Origin of the sequence: Azonexus caeni (assembly GCF_048146105.1) — a bacterium.
GTDB lineage: Bacteria > Pseudomonadota > Gammaproteobacteria > Burkholderiales > Rhodocyclaceae > Azonexus > Azonexus aromaticus_B.
On record NZ_JBKJAD010000006.1, the window covers coordinates 1 to 17,225 of the forward strand.

Annotated in this window: 17 protein-coding genes; 10 read left to right on the forward strand and 7 right to left on the reverse strand. The window is 67.4% G+C overall.

Annotated features, from left to right (window positions below; all coding sequences use genetic code 11):
* The first annotated feature begins 182 nt into the window (after positions 1-182).
* The 6 genes from ACLIIZ_RS08360 to ACLIIZ_RS08385 all read left to right on the forward strand — a co-directional run bounded on the left by ACLIIZ_RS08360 (position 183) and on the right by ACLIIZ_RS08385 (position 7,032).
* Positions 183-539 carry a DUF6277 family protein gene (locus ACLIIZ_RS08360; RefSeq protein ID WP_416691652.1) on the forward strand — a complete coding sequence of 119 codons (357 nt, stop codon included), beginning with the start codon at positions 183-185 and terminating at the stop codon, positions 537-539.
* An 88-nt stretch (positions 540-627) separates the two neighbouring features.
* Positions 628-1,092, forward strand: a complete 465-nt coding sequence (gene secB / locus ACLIIZ_RS08365) for a protein-export chaperone SecB (RefSeq protein WP_374326422.1) — start codon at positions 628-630, stop codon at positions 1,090-1,092.
* A 110-nt stretch (positions 1,093-1,202) separates the two neighbouring features.
* Complete coding sequence (locus ACLIIZ_RS08370; RefSeq protein WP_416691653.1) at positions 1,203-2,105, forward strand: LysR family transcriptional regulator; 903 nt, start codon at positions 1,203-1,205, stop codon at positions 2,103-2,105.
* Positions 2,102-3,196, forward strand: coding sequence for an alanine racemase (gene alr / locus ACLIIZ_RS08375; RefSeq protein ID WP_416691654.1), 1,095 nt, complete (start codon positions 2,102-2,104; stop codon positions 3,194-3,196). Before ACLIIZ_RS08370 ends, alr begins: the two co-directional genes overlap by 4 nt.
* On the forward strand, positions 3,197-4,555 hold the full coding sequence (radA, locus tag ACLIIZ_RS08380; protein WP_416691655.1) for a DNA repair protein RadA: 1,359 nt from the start codon (positions 3,197-3,199) through the stop codon (positions 4,553-4,555).
* Positions 4,552-7,032 (forward strand): ABC transporter permease, encoded by a 2,481-nt coding sequence (locus tag ACLIIZ_RS08385; protein WP_416691656.1) that lies wholly within the window; start codon positions 4,552-4,554, stop codon positions 7,030-7,032. Before radA ends, ACLIIZ_RS08385 begins: the two co-directional genes overlap by 4 nt.
* On the opposite strand, the gene ACLIIZ_RS08390 is transcribed toward ACLIIZ_RS08385, so the two are convergent.
* The gene (locus ACLIIZ_RS08390) at positions 7,020-7,442 is read right to left on the reverse strand and encodes an ATP-binding protein (protein WP_416691657.1); all 423 of its coding nucleotides are present in this window, start codon (positions 7,440-7,442) and stop codon (positions 7,020-7,022) included. The genes ACLIIZ_RS08385 and ACLIIZ_RS08390 overlap by 13 nt on opposite strands.
* Before the next feature lie 20 nt (positions 7,443-7,462).
* Here ACLIIZ_RS08390 and ACLIIZ_RS08395 point away from each other — a divergent pair, with 20 nt between their 5' ends.
* Together ACLIIZ_RS08395 and ACLIIZ_RS08400 are read left to right on the forward strand one after the other, a co-directional pair.
* Positions 7,463-7,921 (forward strand): FecR family protein, encoded by a 459-nt coding sequence (locus ACLIIZ_RS08395; RefSeq protein ID WP_416691658.1) that lies wholly within the window; start codon positions 7,463-7,465, stop codon positions 7,919-7,921.
* Positions 7,914-8,495 (forward strand): OmpA family protein, encoded by a 582-nt coding sequence (locus ACLIIZ_RS08400; protein ID WP_416691659.1) that lies wholly within the window; start codon positions 7,914-7,916, stop codon positions 8,493-8,495. The genes ACLIIZ_RS08395 and ACLIIZ_RS08400 overlap by 8 nt, the downstream gene beginning before the upstream one ends.
* Here ACLIIZ_RS08400 and ACLIIZ_RS08405 read toward each other — a convergent pair.
* The 3 genes from ACLIIZ_RS08405 to ACLIIZ_RS08415 are packed head-to-tail and all read right to left on the reverse strand — an operon-like array spanning position 8,482 to position 11,914.
* A complete protein-coding gene (locus ACLIIZ_RS08405) occupies positions 8,482-10,608 on the reverse strand; it encodes a CHASE2 domain-containing protein (protein ID WP_416691660.1) in 2,127 nt (708 codons plus the stop codon). The two genes, ACLIIZ_RS08400 and ACLIIZ_RS08405, sit on opposite strands and share 14 nt — an antisense overlap.
* On the reverse strand, positions 10,605-11,567 hold the full coding sequence (locus tag ACLIIZ_RS08410; protein WP_416691661.1) for an MBL fold metallo-hydrolase: 963 nt from the start codon (positions 11,565-11,567) through the stop codon (positions 10,605-10,607). The genes ACLIIZ_RS08405 and ACLIIZ_RS08410 overlap by 4 nt, the downstream gene beginning before the upstream one ends.
* Entirely contained in the window at positions 11,564-11,914 is a 351-nt protein-coding gene (locus ACLIIZ_RS08415; protein ID WP_416691662.1) for an STAS domain-containing protein, read from the reverse strand. The genes ACLIIZ_RS08410 and ACLIIZ_RS08415 overlap by 4 nt, the downstream gene beginning before the upstream one ends.
* Positions 11,915-12,083: 169 nt before the next feature.
* On the opposite strand from ACLIIZ_RS08415, the gene ACLIIZ_RS08420 reads away from it, so the two are divergent.
* A complete protein-coding gene (locus ACLIIZ_RS08420; RefSeq protein WP_416691793.1) occupies positions 12,084-14,231 on the forward strand; it encodes a YgiQ family radical SAM protein in 2,148 nt (715 codons plus the stop codon).
* A gap of 14 nt (positions 14,232-14,245) precedes the next feature.
* A complete protein-coding gene (locus ACLIIZ_RS08425; protein ID WP_416691663.1) occupies positions 14,246-14,638 on the forward strand; it encodes a group II truncated hemoglobin in 393 nt (130 codons plus the stop codon).
* A 4-nt stretch (positions 14,639-14,642) separates the two neighbouring features.
* Here ACLIIZ_RS08425 and ACLIIZ_RS08430 read toward each other — a convergent pair whose 3' ends face one another.
* The 3 genes from ACLIIZ_RS08430 to ACLIIZ_RS08440 are packed head-to-tail and all read right to left on the reverse strand — an operon-like array spanning position 14,643 to position 17,196.
* Positions 14,643-15,590: an extracellular catalytic domain type 1 short-chain-length polyhydroxyalkanoate depolymerase gene (locus tag ACLIIZ_RS08430; protein WP_416691664.1), complete on the reverse strand. Its 948-nt coding sequence runs from the start codon at positions 15,588-15,590 to the stop codon at positions 14,643-14,645.
* 3 nt (positions 15,591-15,593) lie between these two features.
* The gene (locus ACLIIZ_RS08435; RefSeq protein WP_416691665.1) at positions 15,594-16,715 is read right to left on the reverse strand and encodes an AI-2E family transporter; all 1,122 of its coding nucleotides are present in this window, start codon (positions 16,713-16,715) and stop codon (positions 15,594-15,596) included.
* Positions 16,708-17,196 (reverse strand): cyclic nucleotide-binding domain-containing protein, encoded by a 489-nt coding sequence (locus tag ACLIIZ_RS08440; protein ID WP_416691666.1) that lies wholly within the window; start codon positions 17,194-17,196, stop codon positions 16,708-16,710. Before ACLIIZ_RS08440 ends, ACLIIZ_RS08435 begins: the two co-directional genes overlap by 8 nt.
* Positions 17,197-17,225 lie beyond the last annotated feature (29 nt).

The following is a 17,225-nucleotide window of genomic DNA, read 5'->3' on the forward strand; positions in this document are numbered from 1 at the left end:
TTATCCGCTGCCGTGCGTCCTCTGTCTGTGGCCTTCCCAGGCAGAAAATCCGCTATGCGTGACCACTGGTCATCGGTGAGCATTCGGCGATCCATGTCTTGTATCCAAAAGACAGGATGTAAACACAGTTCCGTAAATGTGAACAGCCCCTAACGAGTTGTTGAATTTAACGGAGGTGAATCATGCTTGATCCCAAGGAAATCATCGCGTCCATCCAGCAAAGCCTGGATAGCTGCAACACGATGCAGTCGTCGTCGACGGCGAGCTTCAACGAAGGCGTGCCGGGGTACAACATTTCTGGTCCCACCAACGCCAGCCTGGTCATTGGCGGTGTTCAGGGAGCAGTCAATTCGATGGTCGAGAACATGAACAACATCAAGCGTTCGATCGACGATCAACTGGATGCCCACCAGGCCATGCAGAAGGGCGAGACGACGCAGCAGTTCAACGCCAACATGGACGATCTGCGGCCAACCAATGCCGCGGGTTTCCCGAACGAAATGATGGACAACTTCTTCAAGGCGTTCAAGAACCGCTGAGTTCTGGCAGGGCGCCACAGGCGCAAGGATTATCGAAAATCGCCGGCATTCCGCCGGCGGTGAATTGCATCATGATTGGGGAACACAGATGGAGCAGGGGAATTTGCAGCCGCAGTTCGGCATCGAGCGTATCTACCTGAAGGACATTTCCTTCCAGGTCGCCAATGCGCCTGAGGTTTATTCTGACAGCCGGCGTTACGACGTCGGCCTGAACATCAACAGCGCCAGCCGCCAAGTCAGCGCCGAGGTCTTCGAGGTCGTGCTGACCGTCGTCGCCACCGCCAAGCAGGGAGAAACCGAGGTCTTCAAGGGCGTCGTCAGTGAAGGCGGCTCCTTCGTCATCCGCAACGTCAAGCTCGATCAGCGCGACGCCATCCTCGGCGTCGCCTGTCCGAACATCCTGCTGCCCTATGCCCGGGAAATGCTTGCCGACCTGAGCACCCGCGCCGGCTTCTCGCCGGTGATGATCCAGCCGGTGGATTTTGAGGCAGTGTTCCTGCAGCAGCGCGAGCAGGCCAGGCAGCAGGCGGGGCAGGGCGCGCCGCTGCAGTAAGCCGTAGCGCCGCCGAAATCCCGCAGACGGCCGTCGGGTCGTCTGCGGGATTATTCATTCCCGGGCGAGTGTGGTTGAATAGCGGTCTTTGCGCAGACTGGAGCCGAACCATGGCTGATCGGCGACTACAGGTTTTTCATGCCGTAGCCAAACACCGCAGTTTCACCCGCGCCGCCGACGCGCTGTTCATGACGCAACCGGCGGTCACCTTCCAGATCAGGCAGCTTGAGGAGCAGTACTCGACGCGCCTGTTCGAACGCCGTCACGGCAGCATCGACCTGACCCCCGCCGGCGAACTGGTGCTCGAATATGCGCAGAAAATCCTCGCCTTGTCCGACGAGATGGACACCCGCGTCGCCGAACTCACCGGCGAGATGCGCGGGCCGCTGCTGGTCGGCGCCAGCACGACGATCGCCGAGTTCATGCTGCCGCGCGTGCTCGGCGAGTTCAACGCGCTCTACCCGCAGGTGCGGGCGCGGCTGATCGTTGCCAATTCGGAGAGCATCGAGAGCAGGGTCGCCGAGCACAGTCTCGACGTCGGCCTGATCGAGGCGCCGGCCAGGCTTTCCGGGCTGAGCAGCCAGATCTGCTGCGAGGACGAGCTGCAGGTGGTTTGCGTGCCGGATTACCCGCTGGCCGAATTCAAGGCGCTGCAGCCGGCCGATCTTGCCGATTACGAATTCATCTCGCGCGAACCGGGGTCGGGGACGCGGGCGATCACCGACGCCTATTTCCGCGATCACGGCGTCAAGCCGGAGTCGCTCAAGACACAAATGGAGCTGGGCAGCCCGGAAGCGCTCAAGGGCGTGGTGTCCACCGGGCTGGGTTTCGCCATCGTCTCGCGCGCCGTCGTCGCCAAGGAAATCCGCCTCGGCGAACTGCTCGGCATTCCGCTTTCACCACCACTCAAGCGCAGTCTTTATCTGGTGCATCCGCAGGACCGCTTCCAGTCGAAGCTGCTGTCTACTTTCATCGATTTCGCCCGCCGCAAGCTCAAGGAACAGGCTGCATGAACACCTCCCGACCGATCCGCGCCCGCATCCGGCCCGCCGCCATTCTCGCCAACTACCGCATCGCCAAGGCCTGCGCCCCCGACGCCTGGGCCTGGGCGGTGGTCAAGGCCGACGCCTACGGCCACGGCCAGCTGCGCGCCGTCGAGGCGCTGCGCGACGAGGCCGACGGCTTCGCCCTGCTCGAATGCGAAAACGCGGTGCTCCTGCGCGAGCACGGCGTGCGCCAGCCGATCCTGCTGCTCGAGGGCATCTTCGGCGAGACCGACGCCCGCCGCGTCGTCGACTACGGCCTGCACAGCGCCGTGCATTGCCGCGAGCAGATCGAGATGCTCGCTGCGCACGCCCGCGCCGACCGGCCGCTCAGCCTCTACCTGAAGATCAACAGCGGCATGAACCGCCTCGGCTTCGACGCGGCGACGCTGCCGCAGGCCTGGGAGAGCCTGAAGAAGATTCCGGCGCTCAACCTGACGCTGATGACCCATTTCGCCGAAGCCGACGGCGCGCGCGGCGTGCTCTGGCAGCTCGAACGCTTCCGGGCGCTGGCCGGCGACTGGCACGGTCCGGTCAGCCTCGGCAATTCCGCCGCCATCCTGCGCCATCCGCTAGCGCACGGCGACTGGGTGCGGCCGGGGATCATGCTCTACGGCGCCAGCCCGTTCGCCGACCAGACCGCCGCCGAATTCGGGCTGCAGCCGGCGATGAGCCTGGAAAGCCGGATCATCGGCGTGCAGTCGATCGCCACCGGCGAACGCGTCGGCTACGGCGGCAGCTTCACCGCCGAGCAACCGATGCGCATCGGCATCGTCGCCTGCGGCTACGCCGACGGCTACCCGCGCTCGGCGCCGAGCGGCACGCCGATCGCCGTCGCCGGCAAGCTGACGCGCACCGTCGGCCGGGTGTCGATGGACATGCTCGCCTGCGACCTCACCGACATTCCCGACGCCGGCATCGACAGCCCGGTGACGCTGTGGGGGCCTGGCGAGGCTGGCCATGTTCCGGCCGACGCGGTGGCCGCCGCCGCCGGCACGATTTCCTACGAACTCTTCTGCGCCGTTGCGCCGCGCGTGCCGGTCACGGTCGACGGGCAATAAATGGCCAAGACCAAGACGCTCTACAGTTGTACCGAATGCGGGGCAAGCAGCCCGAAATGGCAGGGCCAGTGCCCCGGCTGCAACGCCTGGAACACGCTGGTCGAGACGCTCGCCGAGCAGCCCGGCAAGCACCGCTTCGAGGCGCTGGCGCCAGCGGCGAAACTGCAGAACCTGGCCGACATCGAAGCCCGTGAGGCCGACCGCATCCCGACCGGCATCGGCGAGTTCGACCGGGCGCTCGGCGGCGGCCTGGTCGCCGGCGGCGTCGTGCTGATCGGCGGCGACCCCGGCATCGGCAAGAGCACCTTGCTGCTTCAGGCGCTGGCCCACCTGTCGCTGGCGCACAAGGTGATCTACGTCACCGGCGAGGAATCCGGTCAGCAGGTGGCGCTGCGTGCCCGCCGCCTCAACGTCGATAGCGGCAGCCTGCCGCTGATGGCCGAGATCAACCTGGAACGCATCCTCGCCACGCTGCAGGCGGAAAAGCCGCAGGTGGCGGTGATCGACTCGATCCAGACGCTATGGTCGGACCAGCTTTCCAGCGCCCCGGGTTCGGTCGCCCAAGTGCGCGAATGCGCGGCGCAGCTGACGCGGCTGGCCAAGCAGGCCGGCATCACCGTCATCCTGGTCGGCCACGTGACCAAGGAAGGCGCGCTGGCCGGACCGCGCGTGCTCGAACACGTGGTCGATACCGTGCTCTATTTCGAGGGCGACACGCATTCGAGCTTCCGCCTGGTGCGCGCGGTCAAGAACCGCTTCGGCGCGGTCAATGAGCTCGGCGTCTTCGCGATGACCGAGAGCGGCCTCAAGGGCGTCAGCAATCCGTCGGCGATGTTCCTGTCGCAGCACGGCCAGGAGGTCGCCGGCTCCTGCGTGATGGTGACGCAGGAGGGGACGCGGCCGCTGCTGGTGGAAATCCAGGCGCTGGTCGACACCGCGCACGGCAACCCGCGCCGGCTGACCGTCGGCCTCGATGCGCAGCGACTGGCGATGCTGCTGGCGGTGCTGCACCGCCACGCCGGCATCGTCTGCTTCGACCAGGACGTCTTCGTCAATGCCGTCGGCGGGGTCAAGATCGGCGAGCCGGCAGGCGATCTGGCGGTGATCATGGCGATCACGTCTTCGTTGAAAAACAAGGCGTTGCCGGAGAAACTTATAGTCTTTGGTGAAGTTGGTCTGGCGGGTGAAATCCGCCCCGCGCCGCGCGGCCAGGAGCGTCTGAAGGAGGCCGCCAAGCTCGGCTTCACCCGCGCCCTGATCCCCGAGGCCAACCGGCCGCGCCAGGCGATTCCGGGCATGGAGGTGATCGCCGTGCGCCGCGTTGAGGAAGCGGTGCAGCGCATCCGGGAGCTGCAGTGAACCTGACGCTGGCCTGGCGCATGCTGCGCCGCGAACTGCGCGGTGGCGAGCTGCGCCTGCTTTTCGCGGCGCTGACCATTGCCGTCGCCGCGGTCAGCGCCGTCGGCTTTCTCGCCGACCGGGTCGGCCGGGGGCTAGAAGGCGAGGCGCGGCAGATGCTCGGCGCCGACCTGGTGGTCGCCGCCGACCAGCCGTTGCCGGCCGAACTCGCTGCAGAGGCCGGGCGCCGCGGCCTGCGCACGACGCAGACGCTGGTCTTCCCAAGCATGGTTTTCGCCAATGGCCGGGCGGAACTGGTCGAGATCAAGGCGGTCGGCGCCGGCTACCCGCTGCGCGGCCGCCTGCACACCGCCGCCGCGCCGGGGCAGCCGGATCTCGCGGTCGACGGCGGCCCGCAGCCAAAAAACGCCTGGGCCGACGAGCGCCTGTTCAGCCTGCTCGCACTTGAACCCGGCGCGCCGCTCGGCGTCGGCCAGCTGCAGCTGCCGGTGAGCGCCGTGCTCACCCGCGAACCCGATCGCAGTTTCAACGTCTTCGCGATGCAGCCGCGCCTGCTGATGCACCTCGACGACATCGCCGGCAGCGGCCTGATCCAGTTCGGTGCGCGCGTCCGCTACCGCCTGCTGGTCGCCGGCGAGGCGGCGGCGCTGGCGCAATGGCGGGCCTGGGCCGAGCCGCGGCTGGGGCGCGGGCAGCGCCTCGAAGGCATCGAAAACGCCCGCCCGGAAATCCGCAACGCGCTCGACAAGGCGCAGCGTTTTCTGGGCCTCGCAACGCTGTTGACCGTGATCCTTTCGGCCATCGCCGTGGCGCTCGCCGCCCGCCGCTACATGCAGCGCCACCTCGACGCCTGCGCCGTGCTGCGCTGTCTGGGCATGACCCAGGGCCGGCTGCTGCGCCTGCATGCACTGTCCTTTTTCTGGCTGGCGGCGCTGGCCGCGGCGCTCGGCGCCGGCCTCGGCTTTGCCGCGCATTTCGCGCTGGTCTCGGCAATGGCCGGGCTGATCGCCGGCGAGCTGCCGCTGCCGGGCGCCGCTCCGCTCGGCGAAGGGGCTCTGGTCGCCGGCGTGCTGCTCTTCGGCTTCGCGCTGCCGCCGCTGCTGCAACTGGCGCGGGTGCCGACGCTGCGCGTGCTGCGCCGCGAACTCGGGCCGCCGGCGCCGCTGGCTGTGCTCGGCTACGCTTTCGGCTTTGCACTGCTTGCCATGCTGATCGTCCGCGCCGCCGGCGACCTGCGCCTCGGCCTGTTCGCCGTCGCCGGCTTCAGCGGCGCGCTGGCGCTGTTCTGGGGGCTCGCCTGGAGCGTTGTCCGCATCGCCGGCCGGCTGCGCGGCGGCGCCGGCTTCGGCTGGCGCCAGGGACTGGCGACGCTGGCCCGGCACGGCGCCGCCAACACGCTGAAGATCGTGGCACTGGGCATCGGCCTGATGGCCCTGCTGCTGCTTGGCGTGACCCGGCTCGAACTGGTCGATGCCTGGCAGAAATCGCTGCCGGCCGATGCGCCCAACCGCTTCATCATCAACATCCAGCCCGAACAGCGCCAGGCGCTGGCCGACTGGCTGGCCGGGCAGGGCATCGCCGCCGAGCTGGCGCCGATGGTGCGGGCGCGGCTGCTCAGGATCAACGAGCGCCCGGCCAGTGCCGCCGACTTTCCCGACGACGAGCGCGCCCAGCGCCTGGTCGAGCGCGAGTTCAACCTGTCGTGGCGGCGCGATCTGCCGGCCGGCAACGAGATCGTCGGTGGCCGCTGGTTCGCCGGTCCGGGCCAGGAAGCCTCGGTCGAGGCCGGGCTGGCCAAGACGCTCGGCATCGCGCTCGGCGACCGCCTGCTGTTCAGCGTCGCCGGTGTCGAGAAGAGCGTCGCGGTGAGCAGCCTGCGCCGCCTCGACTGGGATTCGATGCGCGTCAATTTCTTCGTCCTGACGCCGCCCGGCGTGCTCGACGACGCGCCGGCCAGCTACATCACCAGCTTCCACCTGCCGGCCGAGCGGCGCCAGGCGGCGGCGCAACTGGTCGAGGCCTTTCCCAACCTGACGGTGATCGACATCGATGCGGTGCTGGCGCAGATTCATGGCGTCGTCGGCCAGGTCGTCGGCGCCGTCCAGCTGGTTTTCCTGTTCACTCTCGCCGCCGGCGCCGTCGTGCTCTACGCCGCCTTCCTCTCGGCGATCGACGAGCGGCGCTTCGAACTGGCGGTGATGCGCGCGCTCGGCGCCCGCCGCGAGCAATTGCGCGGCGCGCTGCTGGTCGAACTGGCGGCGGTCGGCGGACTCGCCGGCCTGATCGCCGCGCTCGGCGCGGCGGCGGTCGGCCAGCTGCTGGCACGCCAGGTGTTCGAGCTGGCGCCCGAGTTTTCGCTGGCGTCGCCGCTGCTCGCCGCGCTCGGCTGCGCCGTATTCACGACGCTTGTCGGCTGGCTGGGCATGCGCAGCCTGCTTGGCGTGCCGCCGCTGGCGGCGTTGCGTCAGGGCGTCTGATCGGTGGCTGGGCGCAGGACGAGTTCGACGACGTTGTGTTCGTCTTCCCGGCGGTAACGTATTTCGCGGCTCAGGCCACGGATCAGGCGGATGCCCATGCCGCCGGGGACGTCGGGCGTGGCGGCGGGCAAGGGGCTGGACGACGGGTCAAAGGGAAGGCCGCGATCCTCGTAGTGCAGCACAATGTTGTCCTGCCGGCGGATCAGGCGCAGGCTGACGACACTGCGTTCGGGGTCCGGGCGGCCATGATCGACGGTATTGATGAACAGCTCTTCGGCAATGAGTTGCAGGCGCAGGCATTGCGTTTCGCCGATCGCCAGCTGCCGGCAGGCTCCGGCCAGCGTGGCGAGCAGCCCGCTCAGCGCATCATGGCGCGGGGCGACGGAAATCTCCGTAGAATGCGTGTTCATGACTCAGGAAGGAGCTTGGGATGATGATTAGAGCACATCGGGCGCTGGCTTTCATGTTCGCTCTTCTCGCCGTTGCCGCGGCGCAGGCGGCGGAAGTGGCAGGCATGGTCAAGATCAGCCGCGGCGAGGCGGCGATCGAACGGGCTGGCGAGCGTCTGCCAGCGACGGTGGGGACGCCGGTACTGGCGACCGATCGCCTGCGCACCGGTGCCGACGGCGCGCTCGGTGTCACCTTGCGCGACAACACCTTGCTCTCGGCGGGGCCGAATTCACTGATCGTCATCGAGAAGTTCGCCTTCAACAGTTCGACGCTGGAGGGCGGGATGTCGGTCGGCATCCGCAAGGGGACGCTGGCGGTCGCGTCCGGCAAGATCGCCAAGCGGACGCCGGAATCGGTCGATTTCCACACGCCGACCTCGGTGCTCGGCGTGCGCGGCACCGAATTTCTGGTCGAAGTGATCGGGGGCAGCGATGAGTAAGACGCTGCCACTCTTCGTTCTTTGCCTGCTGCTCGGCGCCTGCGCCAGCGAGCGGGTGGTCTTGCTGCCGTCGACGGACGGCAGCCCGGGCAAGGTGATCGTCCGCGATGCCGCTGGCGAACGCGTTCTCGATCAGCCTTATGCGGCGACTGCCCGCCGCCTGGGTATCAATCGGCCGACCGTGACCGAGGCTGCCCAGGTTGAAGTGCGTTATGGCGAAACCCTGCGCGCATTGCCGCCGCGGCCGACCAGCTATACCGTCTATTTCGAGACCGGCACCGACACGATGACGCCAGCGTCGGCGCAGGCCTTCGTCGGCGTCAAGCGGGAAATCGCCGAACGGCCGGCGGTCGAGGTCATGGTCATCGGCCACACCGACCGCGTCGGCTCGCCGGCCGAGAACGATCCGCTGTCGCGGCAGCGCGCCGAACTGGTGCGCGATCAACTGGTGGCCGAAGGGGTGCCGGCGGAGAAGCTGGAAGTCGCCGGGCGCGGCGAACGCGAACCGCTGGTGCCGACCGCCGACGACGTCGACGAGCCGCGCAACCGCCGGGTCGAGATCAGCATCCGCTGAGCCGCGGGCCGTTCCAGCGCAGCACGAGCAGGGTCAGGTCGTCGGCGGCGGGTTCGCCGGCCTCGAACTGGCGGACGCTGTCGCGGATCTGCCGGCAGACGGTGCCGGGTTCGGTTTCCGGTGTCCGTGCCAGACAGGCTTCCAGGCCGGCGTGGCCGAATAGCTGGCCGTCGCGAGTGGCTTCGCTGACGCCGTCGGTGAACAGGCAGAGCAGGTCGCCTGCTTGCAGCCGGATGCTGCCGCTGGCGTAGGGGTAATCGCCCAGCGCGCAGAGCGGCGGGCCTGAAATCTCCGCCGTCGGCAGCGGCTGGAGTTCGCCGTTGCGCTTGAGGAGCGGCGCGTCGTGGCCGGCGCAGACATAATCCAGCCGGCCGTCGTCGGCATCGAGAATGGCGATGAAGGCGGTGACGAAAAGCAGCGCCGTGTTGTTGCGGTCGAGCTCGTGTTCGAGGTCGCGGATCGCGGCGCCGAGATCGTCGTGGCGCCGGGTCAGCGTGTTGCCCAGGGTTTTCGAGATGGCCATGAACAGGCTGGCGGGAACGCCCTTGCCTGAAACGTCGCCGATGGCGATGCAGAGGCGGCGCGCATCGAGCATGAAGCAGTCGTAGTAGTCGCCGCCGACCGCCTGTGCCGGTTCCAGGATGGCGGCCAGCGCGAAGCGCGTTTCGTCGGCAAACAGGCGTTCGGGGTCGGGCAGCAGCCCCATCTGGATGCGCCGTGCGCTGTCGAGTTCGCCGGCAATGCGCGCCGCCTGTTCGCGGCTCGCCTGGAGTTGCCGTTCCGCCGCCTGGCGCCGCTCGTCGGCGCGGATCAGGGTGTTGCCGAGCAGGGCCATGAACACCGGCCCGAGCAGCAGGGCCGGTGTGTTGCCGTCGACCAGCCAGCGTCCGCTGAAGTAGGCGAGATGGCTGGCGAGCAGCAGGCTGCCGCCGACGGCGGCGAAACCCAGCACCGCGTAGCGCGGCCGCAAGGCCGGTACGCTGCCGATCAGCAGCAGGCCGCCGGCGAGCAGGGCGGCCAGTTCGAGCATCGGCATCCAGTCCGGCCGGCGCAAGGCGTCGCCGGCAAGCAGGCTCTCGATGACCTGGACGTGTACGTCGGCACCGGGCAGGCTGTCGCCGAGCGGCGTGATGATGCGGTCCTGGAGGCCGATGCTGTTGAAGCCGACGATCACCAGGCGGCCGGCGAAGGTTTCCGGCGGGTGCTTGCCGGCCAGGACGTCGGCCGCCGACAGGTAGTAATGCGAACTGGCGCGCCCGAAATGCAGCAGCAGCTCGCCGTTGGCCTGGGTGGGCAGCCGGTAGTCGCCGAGGCGCAGCGCCGCCATGCCCTTGCCGCCGGCCTCGATGGCGACGGCGCCGCCGCCCAGCGCCTGCCTCACCATCTCGAGCGGCAACGAGAGATAGGGCTGTTCGTCGATCAGCGCCAGGGTCGGCACGCGGCGCAGGATGCCACGGTCGTGGCCGCCGTTGCGGGCGTCCGGTGTGGCGTTGATGAAGCCTTCGCCGCCCGCCGCTGCCTGCAGTTCCGGGCGGCTGGCGAGGGCGCTGGCGAAGCGCGGTAGCTGGCGGTCGGCCCCCGGTTCGACGGCGATTTGCGGCAGCGGATGGCGCGGCAGTCTGGCGCCGGCCAGCGCCTGGGGCAGGCCGACCGTGGCGAGGACGGTCGGCGCCCGGCCGATGACCGCGGCAAACTGCTGGTCGGGATCGGGCAGGCGGTCGAGCAGGGCGGGGTCGATCCCGGGCAGGCGCCGGGCGAGCAGTGCCGGCGCGTGCTGGTCGGCTTCGGCGAAGATGAAGTCGAAGCCGACGGCAAGAGGGTCTCCCGCCTGGATGCTTTCGAGCAGTCGTCCCAGCAGGTCGCGCGGCCACGGCCACTGGCCGTGGGCAAGCAGGCTCTGGCTGTCGATGCCGACGATGATCACCGGCTCGCTTGGCCGCTCGCGCGGCAGCAGGCGCTGGTAACGGTCGAACTGGTTGAGTTGCAGCGCGTGCAGCGGCGTCCGCTCGATATGGCTCAGGAGCAGGGCGCCGACGCCGAGGAGCAGGCTGGGCAGCAAGCGTCCGCGCCCGGCGCGCAGCAGGGCGGCGATGACGGCGGTGGCCCGGCTCACAAGTTGATGGTCAGGCCGTCGTAGGCGGAAACGATGTCCAGCGGCGGCCGGTCGCCGCGCGTGATCTGCTCGAAGCGGATCGATTCCTCGAACAGGCGGAAGAGCTGGGCGTCGTCATGCGCCGGTTCGTGGTGGAAGAGGGCCAGGCGTTTGGCGGCGGCGGCCTGGCACAGCTCGACGCCGACGACGTTGCTCGAATGCCCCCAGTCGGCCTTGACCGAAGTGGCTTCGGCAAGCGAATACATGGCGTCGAAAATGACCAGGTCGGCCTTGGCGAAGAAACGGGCGAAACTGTCGAAGGAAGCCAGGTCGTCGAGCTTGTGCTCGGAGTCGGTGCTATAGACCACCGATTTTTCGGCGCTGTCGAAACGGTAGCCGTAGGAGTCGCCGGTATGTAGCTGCAGCTTGGGCGTGACTCTGACGCCACCGATTTCGTGCGGCAGGTCCGGCGTCATCAGGTCGAAGTCGATCCTGGCGCCGGCCTGCGAATAGTCGACCGGGAAGCAGGGCGCCCGCATCTGCATGCGCACGGCTTCCTCGAGTTGCTGGTGGCAACCGTGGATGACGATGTGGTTGCCGGGGATGTACATCGGCGCAAAGAACGGGAAACCCATCAGGTGGTCCCAGTGCAGATGCGAGATGAAAATGTGGTAGGTCTGCGGGTTGGGCGTGCCGTAACGGGCGATCTTGCTCTGGCCGAGCGGCCGGGCGCCGCTGCCCATGTCGCAGACCAGGTGGTCGGGGCCGTCGGTGACGATCTCGACGCACGACGAATTGCCACCGAAAGTGTTGTTCACGGTGAACGGCAGGCCGCCGACGAACTGTTCGAGCGCATCGCGGTTCCGGAAGCTGCGTCCGTTGGCGGCAGCCAGTGCGGCGATGATCTTCTCGCGGATGACCTGCCCGGTCGGCGCCGTCGGCAGCGAGCCGCGGGTACCCCAGAAAATGACCTGCTTCATTGTCCAAGCACCTTGCAGGCGGTGTCCACCGAGGTGTAGCAGGGGACGATGAGGTTGAAACGGCTGATCGTGAACACTTCCTGGACCAGCGGCGTCAGGGCGGCGATGGCGAAGCTGCCCTGCTGCGCTTTCGACTGGCGGGACGCCATCATCAGCACGCGCAGGCCGGCACTGCTGATATAGGCGACGCCGGAAAAATCAAGCAGCAATGCGGGCTGACCCTGGCGGCAGTTGATCAGCAGTGGTTCGAGCAAACGGGTGAACTCTTCACTGGACGCGTGGTCTATGCGACCGCTGACGGAGACGACCAGAACGCCGGACTGCTCGCGGGTGGTTAGTTGCATCATCGCTGGAAAAGCTTCAGGCAATTGTTTCAATGGTCAAGTATGCCATGGCCGTCCTCTGACTTAGGTAAAATATTGCATGCTCAATACCAACGTTTCCACCGCGCCGCGTCCCCTGTTTTCCTGGCGCAAATTCTGGGCCCAGCGTTTTGGTCCCGCCCCCTTCCTCCCCATGTCGCGCGCCGAAATGGACCGGCTCGGCTGGGATTCCTGCGACATCATCCTGATCACTGGCGATGCCTACATCGATCACCCGAGCTTCGGCATGGCGCTGATCGGGCGGCTCCTCGAGGCGCAGGGTTTCCGGGTCGGCATCATCAGCCAGCCGGACTGGAATTCGGCGGCCGATTTCCGCCAGCTCGGCAAACCCAACCTGTTTTTCGGCGTCACCGCCGGCAACATGGATTCGATGGTCAATCGTTACACCTCGGACCGCAAGCCGCGCTCGGACGACGCTTACACGCCGAATGCCGAGCCGAACAAGCGGCCGGACCGCGCCGTCACGGTGTACGCCCAGCGCTGCCGCGAGGCCTTCGCCGGAACACCGGTGGTGATCGGCTCGATCGAGGCCAGCCTGCGGCGCATCGCCCATTACGACTACTGGTCGGACAAGGTGCGCCGTTCGGTGCTGCCCGATTCGAAGGCCGACCTGCTGGTCTTCGGCAATGCAGAGCGCGCCATCGTCGAACTGGCGCATCGCCTGGCCAAGGGCGAGAAAATCTCGGAGATTCGCGACCTGCGCGGCACCGCCTTCATGGTCGGGCGCGACTGGCTGCCGGCGGCCGACTGGGACGAAATCGATTCGACCGAGATCGATACGCCCGGCGCGCTGGTCAAACACACCGATCCTTACGCGATGGACGAGAGGGCCGACAACAATGCCGGTTCGGCGCCGCCTGCCACCGACGGCGGCCAGCCGGTGCGCATCGTTGCGCGTGCCGAGCGTCTGGCCGCCCGCCGTGAGCGCCGCGCCCACAGTGTCGTCCGCTTGCCGGCCTACGAGCAGGTCAAGGACGATCCGGTGCTCTACGCCCACGCTTCGCGCACCTTCCACCTCGAATCCAACCCGGGCAACGCCCGCGCGCTGCGCCAGGCGCACGGCGAGCGCGACGTCTGGCTGAATCCGCCGCCGGTACCGCTGACCACCGAGGAACTTGACGCCGTCTACGAACTGCCTTACGCCCGCCAGCCGCATCCGGCTTATGGCGAAGCCAAGATCCCGGCCTGGGAGATGATCCGCTTCTCGGTCAACATCATGCGTGGCTGTTTCGGCGGCTGCACCTTCTGCTCGATCACCGAGCACGAGGGGCGCATCATCCAGAGCCGGTCCGAGGATTCGGTGATCCGCGAGATCGAGGAAATGCGCGACAAGACGCCGGGCTTCACCGGCATCGTTTCCGACCTCGGCGGGCCGACCGCCAACATGTACCACTTGAAGTGCAAGGACGAGAAGATCGAAGCGGCCTGCAGGCGGCTGTCCTGCGTCTATCCCGACATCTGCGACAACCTCGGCACCGACCACACGCCGCTGATTTCGCTCTACCGCCGCGCACGCAGCCTGAAGGGGGTCAAGAAGGTGCTGATCGGCTCCGGTCTGCGCTACGATCTGGCGGTGCGCTCGCCCGAGTACATCAAGGAACTGGTCCAGCACCACGTCGGTGGCTACCTGAAGATCGCCCCGGAACATACCGAAGAAGGCCCGCTGTCGAAAATGATGAAGCCCGGCATCGGCAGCTACGACCGCTTCAAGCAGCTATTCGACCGTTTTTCGCGCGAGGCGGGCAAGGAGCAGTACCTGATTCCCTACTTCATCGCCGCGCATCCGGGGACGACCGACGCCGACATGGTCAACCTGGCGCTGTGGCTGAAGAAGAACAACTTCCGTCTCGACCAGGTGCAGACCTTCCTGCCGACGCCGATGGCGCTGGCGACGACGATGTATCACAGCGAGAGAAATCCGCTGAAGAAGCTGCACCGCCAGGTCGGAGAAACCGTCGGCGCCGTGCGTGGCGCGCGCCAGCGCAAGCTGCACAAGGCTTTCCTGCGCTACCACGACCCGGAAAACTGGCCGTTGCTGCGCGAAGCCTTGAAGGAAATGGGCCGCGCCGACCTGATCGGCAATGGCAAGAAACAACTGGTGCCGGCCTGGCAGCCGGCCGGTACCGGGCTGAAGGCGGCTGGCGCCATCCGCCAGACGCCAGAGAGAAAGGGTGGGGCACCGCGCCCGACAGCGGTAACACGCAACGGCACCGGCGGACCTCGCCCGGCAACGGGCGGTGCCCGCCAGCCGGGGCCGCGCAAGACAAGATCACCACGATGAAGCAGGGAGAAAGCATGGAAGCACAACAGACCACCATCTACGAGAAAATCGGTGGCGCAGCGACGGTCGGCCGGCTCGCCGACCGCTTCTACGAATTGATGGACAGCGTCGCCCAGTTCAAGGAGTTGCGCGCGATGCACCCGGAAAGCCTGGCCGGTTCGCGCGACAAGCTGTACAAGTTCCTGTCCGGCTGGTTCGGCGGCCCCGACCTGTTCGTCCAGGAATTCGGCCATCCGATGCTGCGCGCCCGCCACATGCCGTTTGCCATCGGCACCCTGGAACGCGACCAGTGGGTGGCGTGCATGGTGCTGGCGATGGAAGACGTCGGCATCGACGCGGATGTGCGCAAGGTGCTGCTCAACAACTTCTTCAACACCGCCGACTTCATGCGCAACAAGGAAGGCTGAGCTTTCAGCTTCCCGCGACTTCGACGAAGAAATTCCAGATCGTGTCGTTGGCGTCCAGCGCCTGCGACGCTTCGCCCTTGCCGCGCCGGACACGTGCCGCACCGGGCCAGGAGTGTCCGCCTTCAGCCGTCACGCAAAGCTGCACGGCAGCCGCTTCGCGGCAGCCGGCGTAGCGTTCGCACCAGGCGCCGGGACGTTCGAGGATGCGCCGCGGCGCCGGCTGGCAGCCGTTGCGCCGGACCCAGCGGCTGATCGTTTCCGGGACCGAAACGAAATCCATGACCTGGCGCCGGTCGCGGAAGGCGTCGGCGCCAGCGCCACCGTCAAACAGCACGTGGCTGTCGTCGCGGGCATGGATGTTCAGGATTGGCACCGGACGCGCCGGTCGGCAATCGGCGACCGCCTCGGTACCGGCGACGGCGGCGACGGCACGGAACAGGTCGGCGGCCTCGCAGGCCAGGCGGTAAGCCATCATGCCGCCGTTCGACATGCCGGTGGCGAAGATCCGCTGGCGGTCGATCGGCGTCCGCCGCGCCACGTCGGCGACGACGGCGCGGATGAAGCCGACGTCGTCGCTGCCGGTATCGCGCGCGTTGCCGCAGCAGCCACCGGCATTCCAGGTGGCGAGCCGGCCGCGCGGCAGGCGGCTGTGGCCGTTGGGGAAGACGACGGCGAAACCGGCGCGCTCGGCCTTGCCGATCAGGCCGTAGCGTTCGTCGTCGGCCATGAACTCGGCGTGGCCGCCGCCACCGTGCAGGGCGACAAGCAGCGGCAAGGGGGCGGCATGGGCGTTTGTGTCGGGCAGGTAGAGCACGTAGCGGCGTGTCTTGCCGGCGAATTCCAGCGTCACTTGCTGGCTGCGGGCTTCGTTCCGCGACGGATAATCCGCGCCTGCCACCAAGGGTGATCCGGCGCTGGCCAGCGCAAGCAGGAGGAGGTAAGTGGCGCGCATCGTTCAGCCCGTTTCGTCCAGTCCGCCCGCCGCGCTCTGGCGACGCAGGCGGGTGGCCAGGCGGTGCCGGGCGAGCAGGCGGTCGTCGTTGAGGATTTGTCCGGCGGCTCGTCCCAGCACGTAACAGATGCCGGTCAGCGGCAGGACCAGCATCAGGCCCGTGATGCCGGCCAGGGCTCCGCCGGCGAACAGCATCAGTATGCTGAGCAGGGGATGCATGTGCAGGCTGCGGCCGATCGTCTGCGGCATGAAGACGAAGTCGTCGAGCAGGCGGACGGCGACGAAGAGAAGCACGGCGCCGTAGGCGATGGTGGGCTGGCCGGCGAAATCGGTCGCGGCGACCATCAGCACCAGGGCGCAACCGGCGATCGAGCCGACGTAGGGAATCCAGGCCAGTATGGCCGCGACCAGCGCCAGCATCAGCGCGTGGTCGAAACCGATCAGCCAGAGGCCGCTCCCGAGGACGACGGTGTCTACGACGGTGAGTTCGATCAGGCCGACGAAATACTGGCGGGCGGTCTGGTCGAGTTGGGCGATCAGGTCGAGACCGCGTTCAAAGAAGGCGTTGGGGATGGCGCTAACGAGGAAACGCTTGAAATGCCAGCCGTCGCGCAGCATGAAGTAGGTGATGAACGGCGCCAGCAGCACCGACGGCGCCCAGGCGGCGACGCCCATCAGGACGCCGGGCAGGTGGCTGGCGGCAAAGCCCTCGACGAAGAGGTCGATATGATGAGTCATCGCCTGGGCGCCACCGATCCGGGCAAAAAGGGCGGAGCGCTGCTCCAGGAGGGACAAGGTATCGATGATCAGGCGCAGGCCGCCTTCGATATAGCGCAGTGCATTGTCGGTCCAGTTGCTGTCGCCAGCCGACAGCCAGGCGACCAGCGCGACGCCGGCGACCAGCATCGCCAGCAGGGCAGCCAGGCCGACCAGCAGGGCGGCCAGCGCATGGCTGAAACCGCGCAGCACCAGTAGCGATTTGAGCGGCGTCAGCAGGTAGTACATCATCAGCGCCAGCAGCAGCGGCACGATCAGCCACAAGGCTTTCTGCAGCAGCAGGAGCAGCCCGCAACTGGCGGCGATGATCGCCAGCCAGGCCAGCGGGCCGGGGCGGTAGTCAGTCATGGCGCGTTGCGTCGCTACGCTTGCCGCCGTCTTCCAGCATGCCGCGCAGGCGGGTGCCCATCTGACGGGCAAGCTGCAGGGTCAACCGGCTGGCGATTCGCGAATGGGCGTCGAGCAGGCGTTCGAAATCGCCGCGGTAGAGCGCGCTCAGGGTGCTTTCGGTCTGCGCCCTGGCTTGCGCCGAACGCCACGACTGGTCGAGCAAGGCCATTTCGCCGAAAAAATTGCCGGGGCCGAGGACGGCAACCGGCGTATCCCAAGCGGTGACCGTGCGGATCGCGATGTTGCCGAGTCGTACGATGTAGAGCGCCTGTCCGTCGTCGCCTTCGTCGAAGACGATTTCGCCGGCCTGGTACTGCCGGGTATGCAGCATGCTCTCGACGATCCCCAGTTCGCTTCTGTTGAGCCCGGCGAAGAGGATGCTGCGGGCCAGCGGATACAGGTCCGAGGCGGGCGTCTTGCGGCGAATGAATCCGGTCATCGCGGTTCGCTGAAAAGTTTGACGCCGCG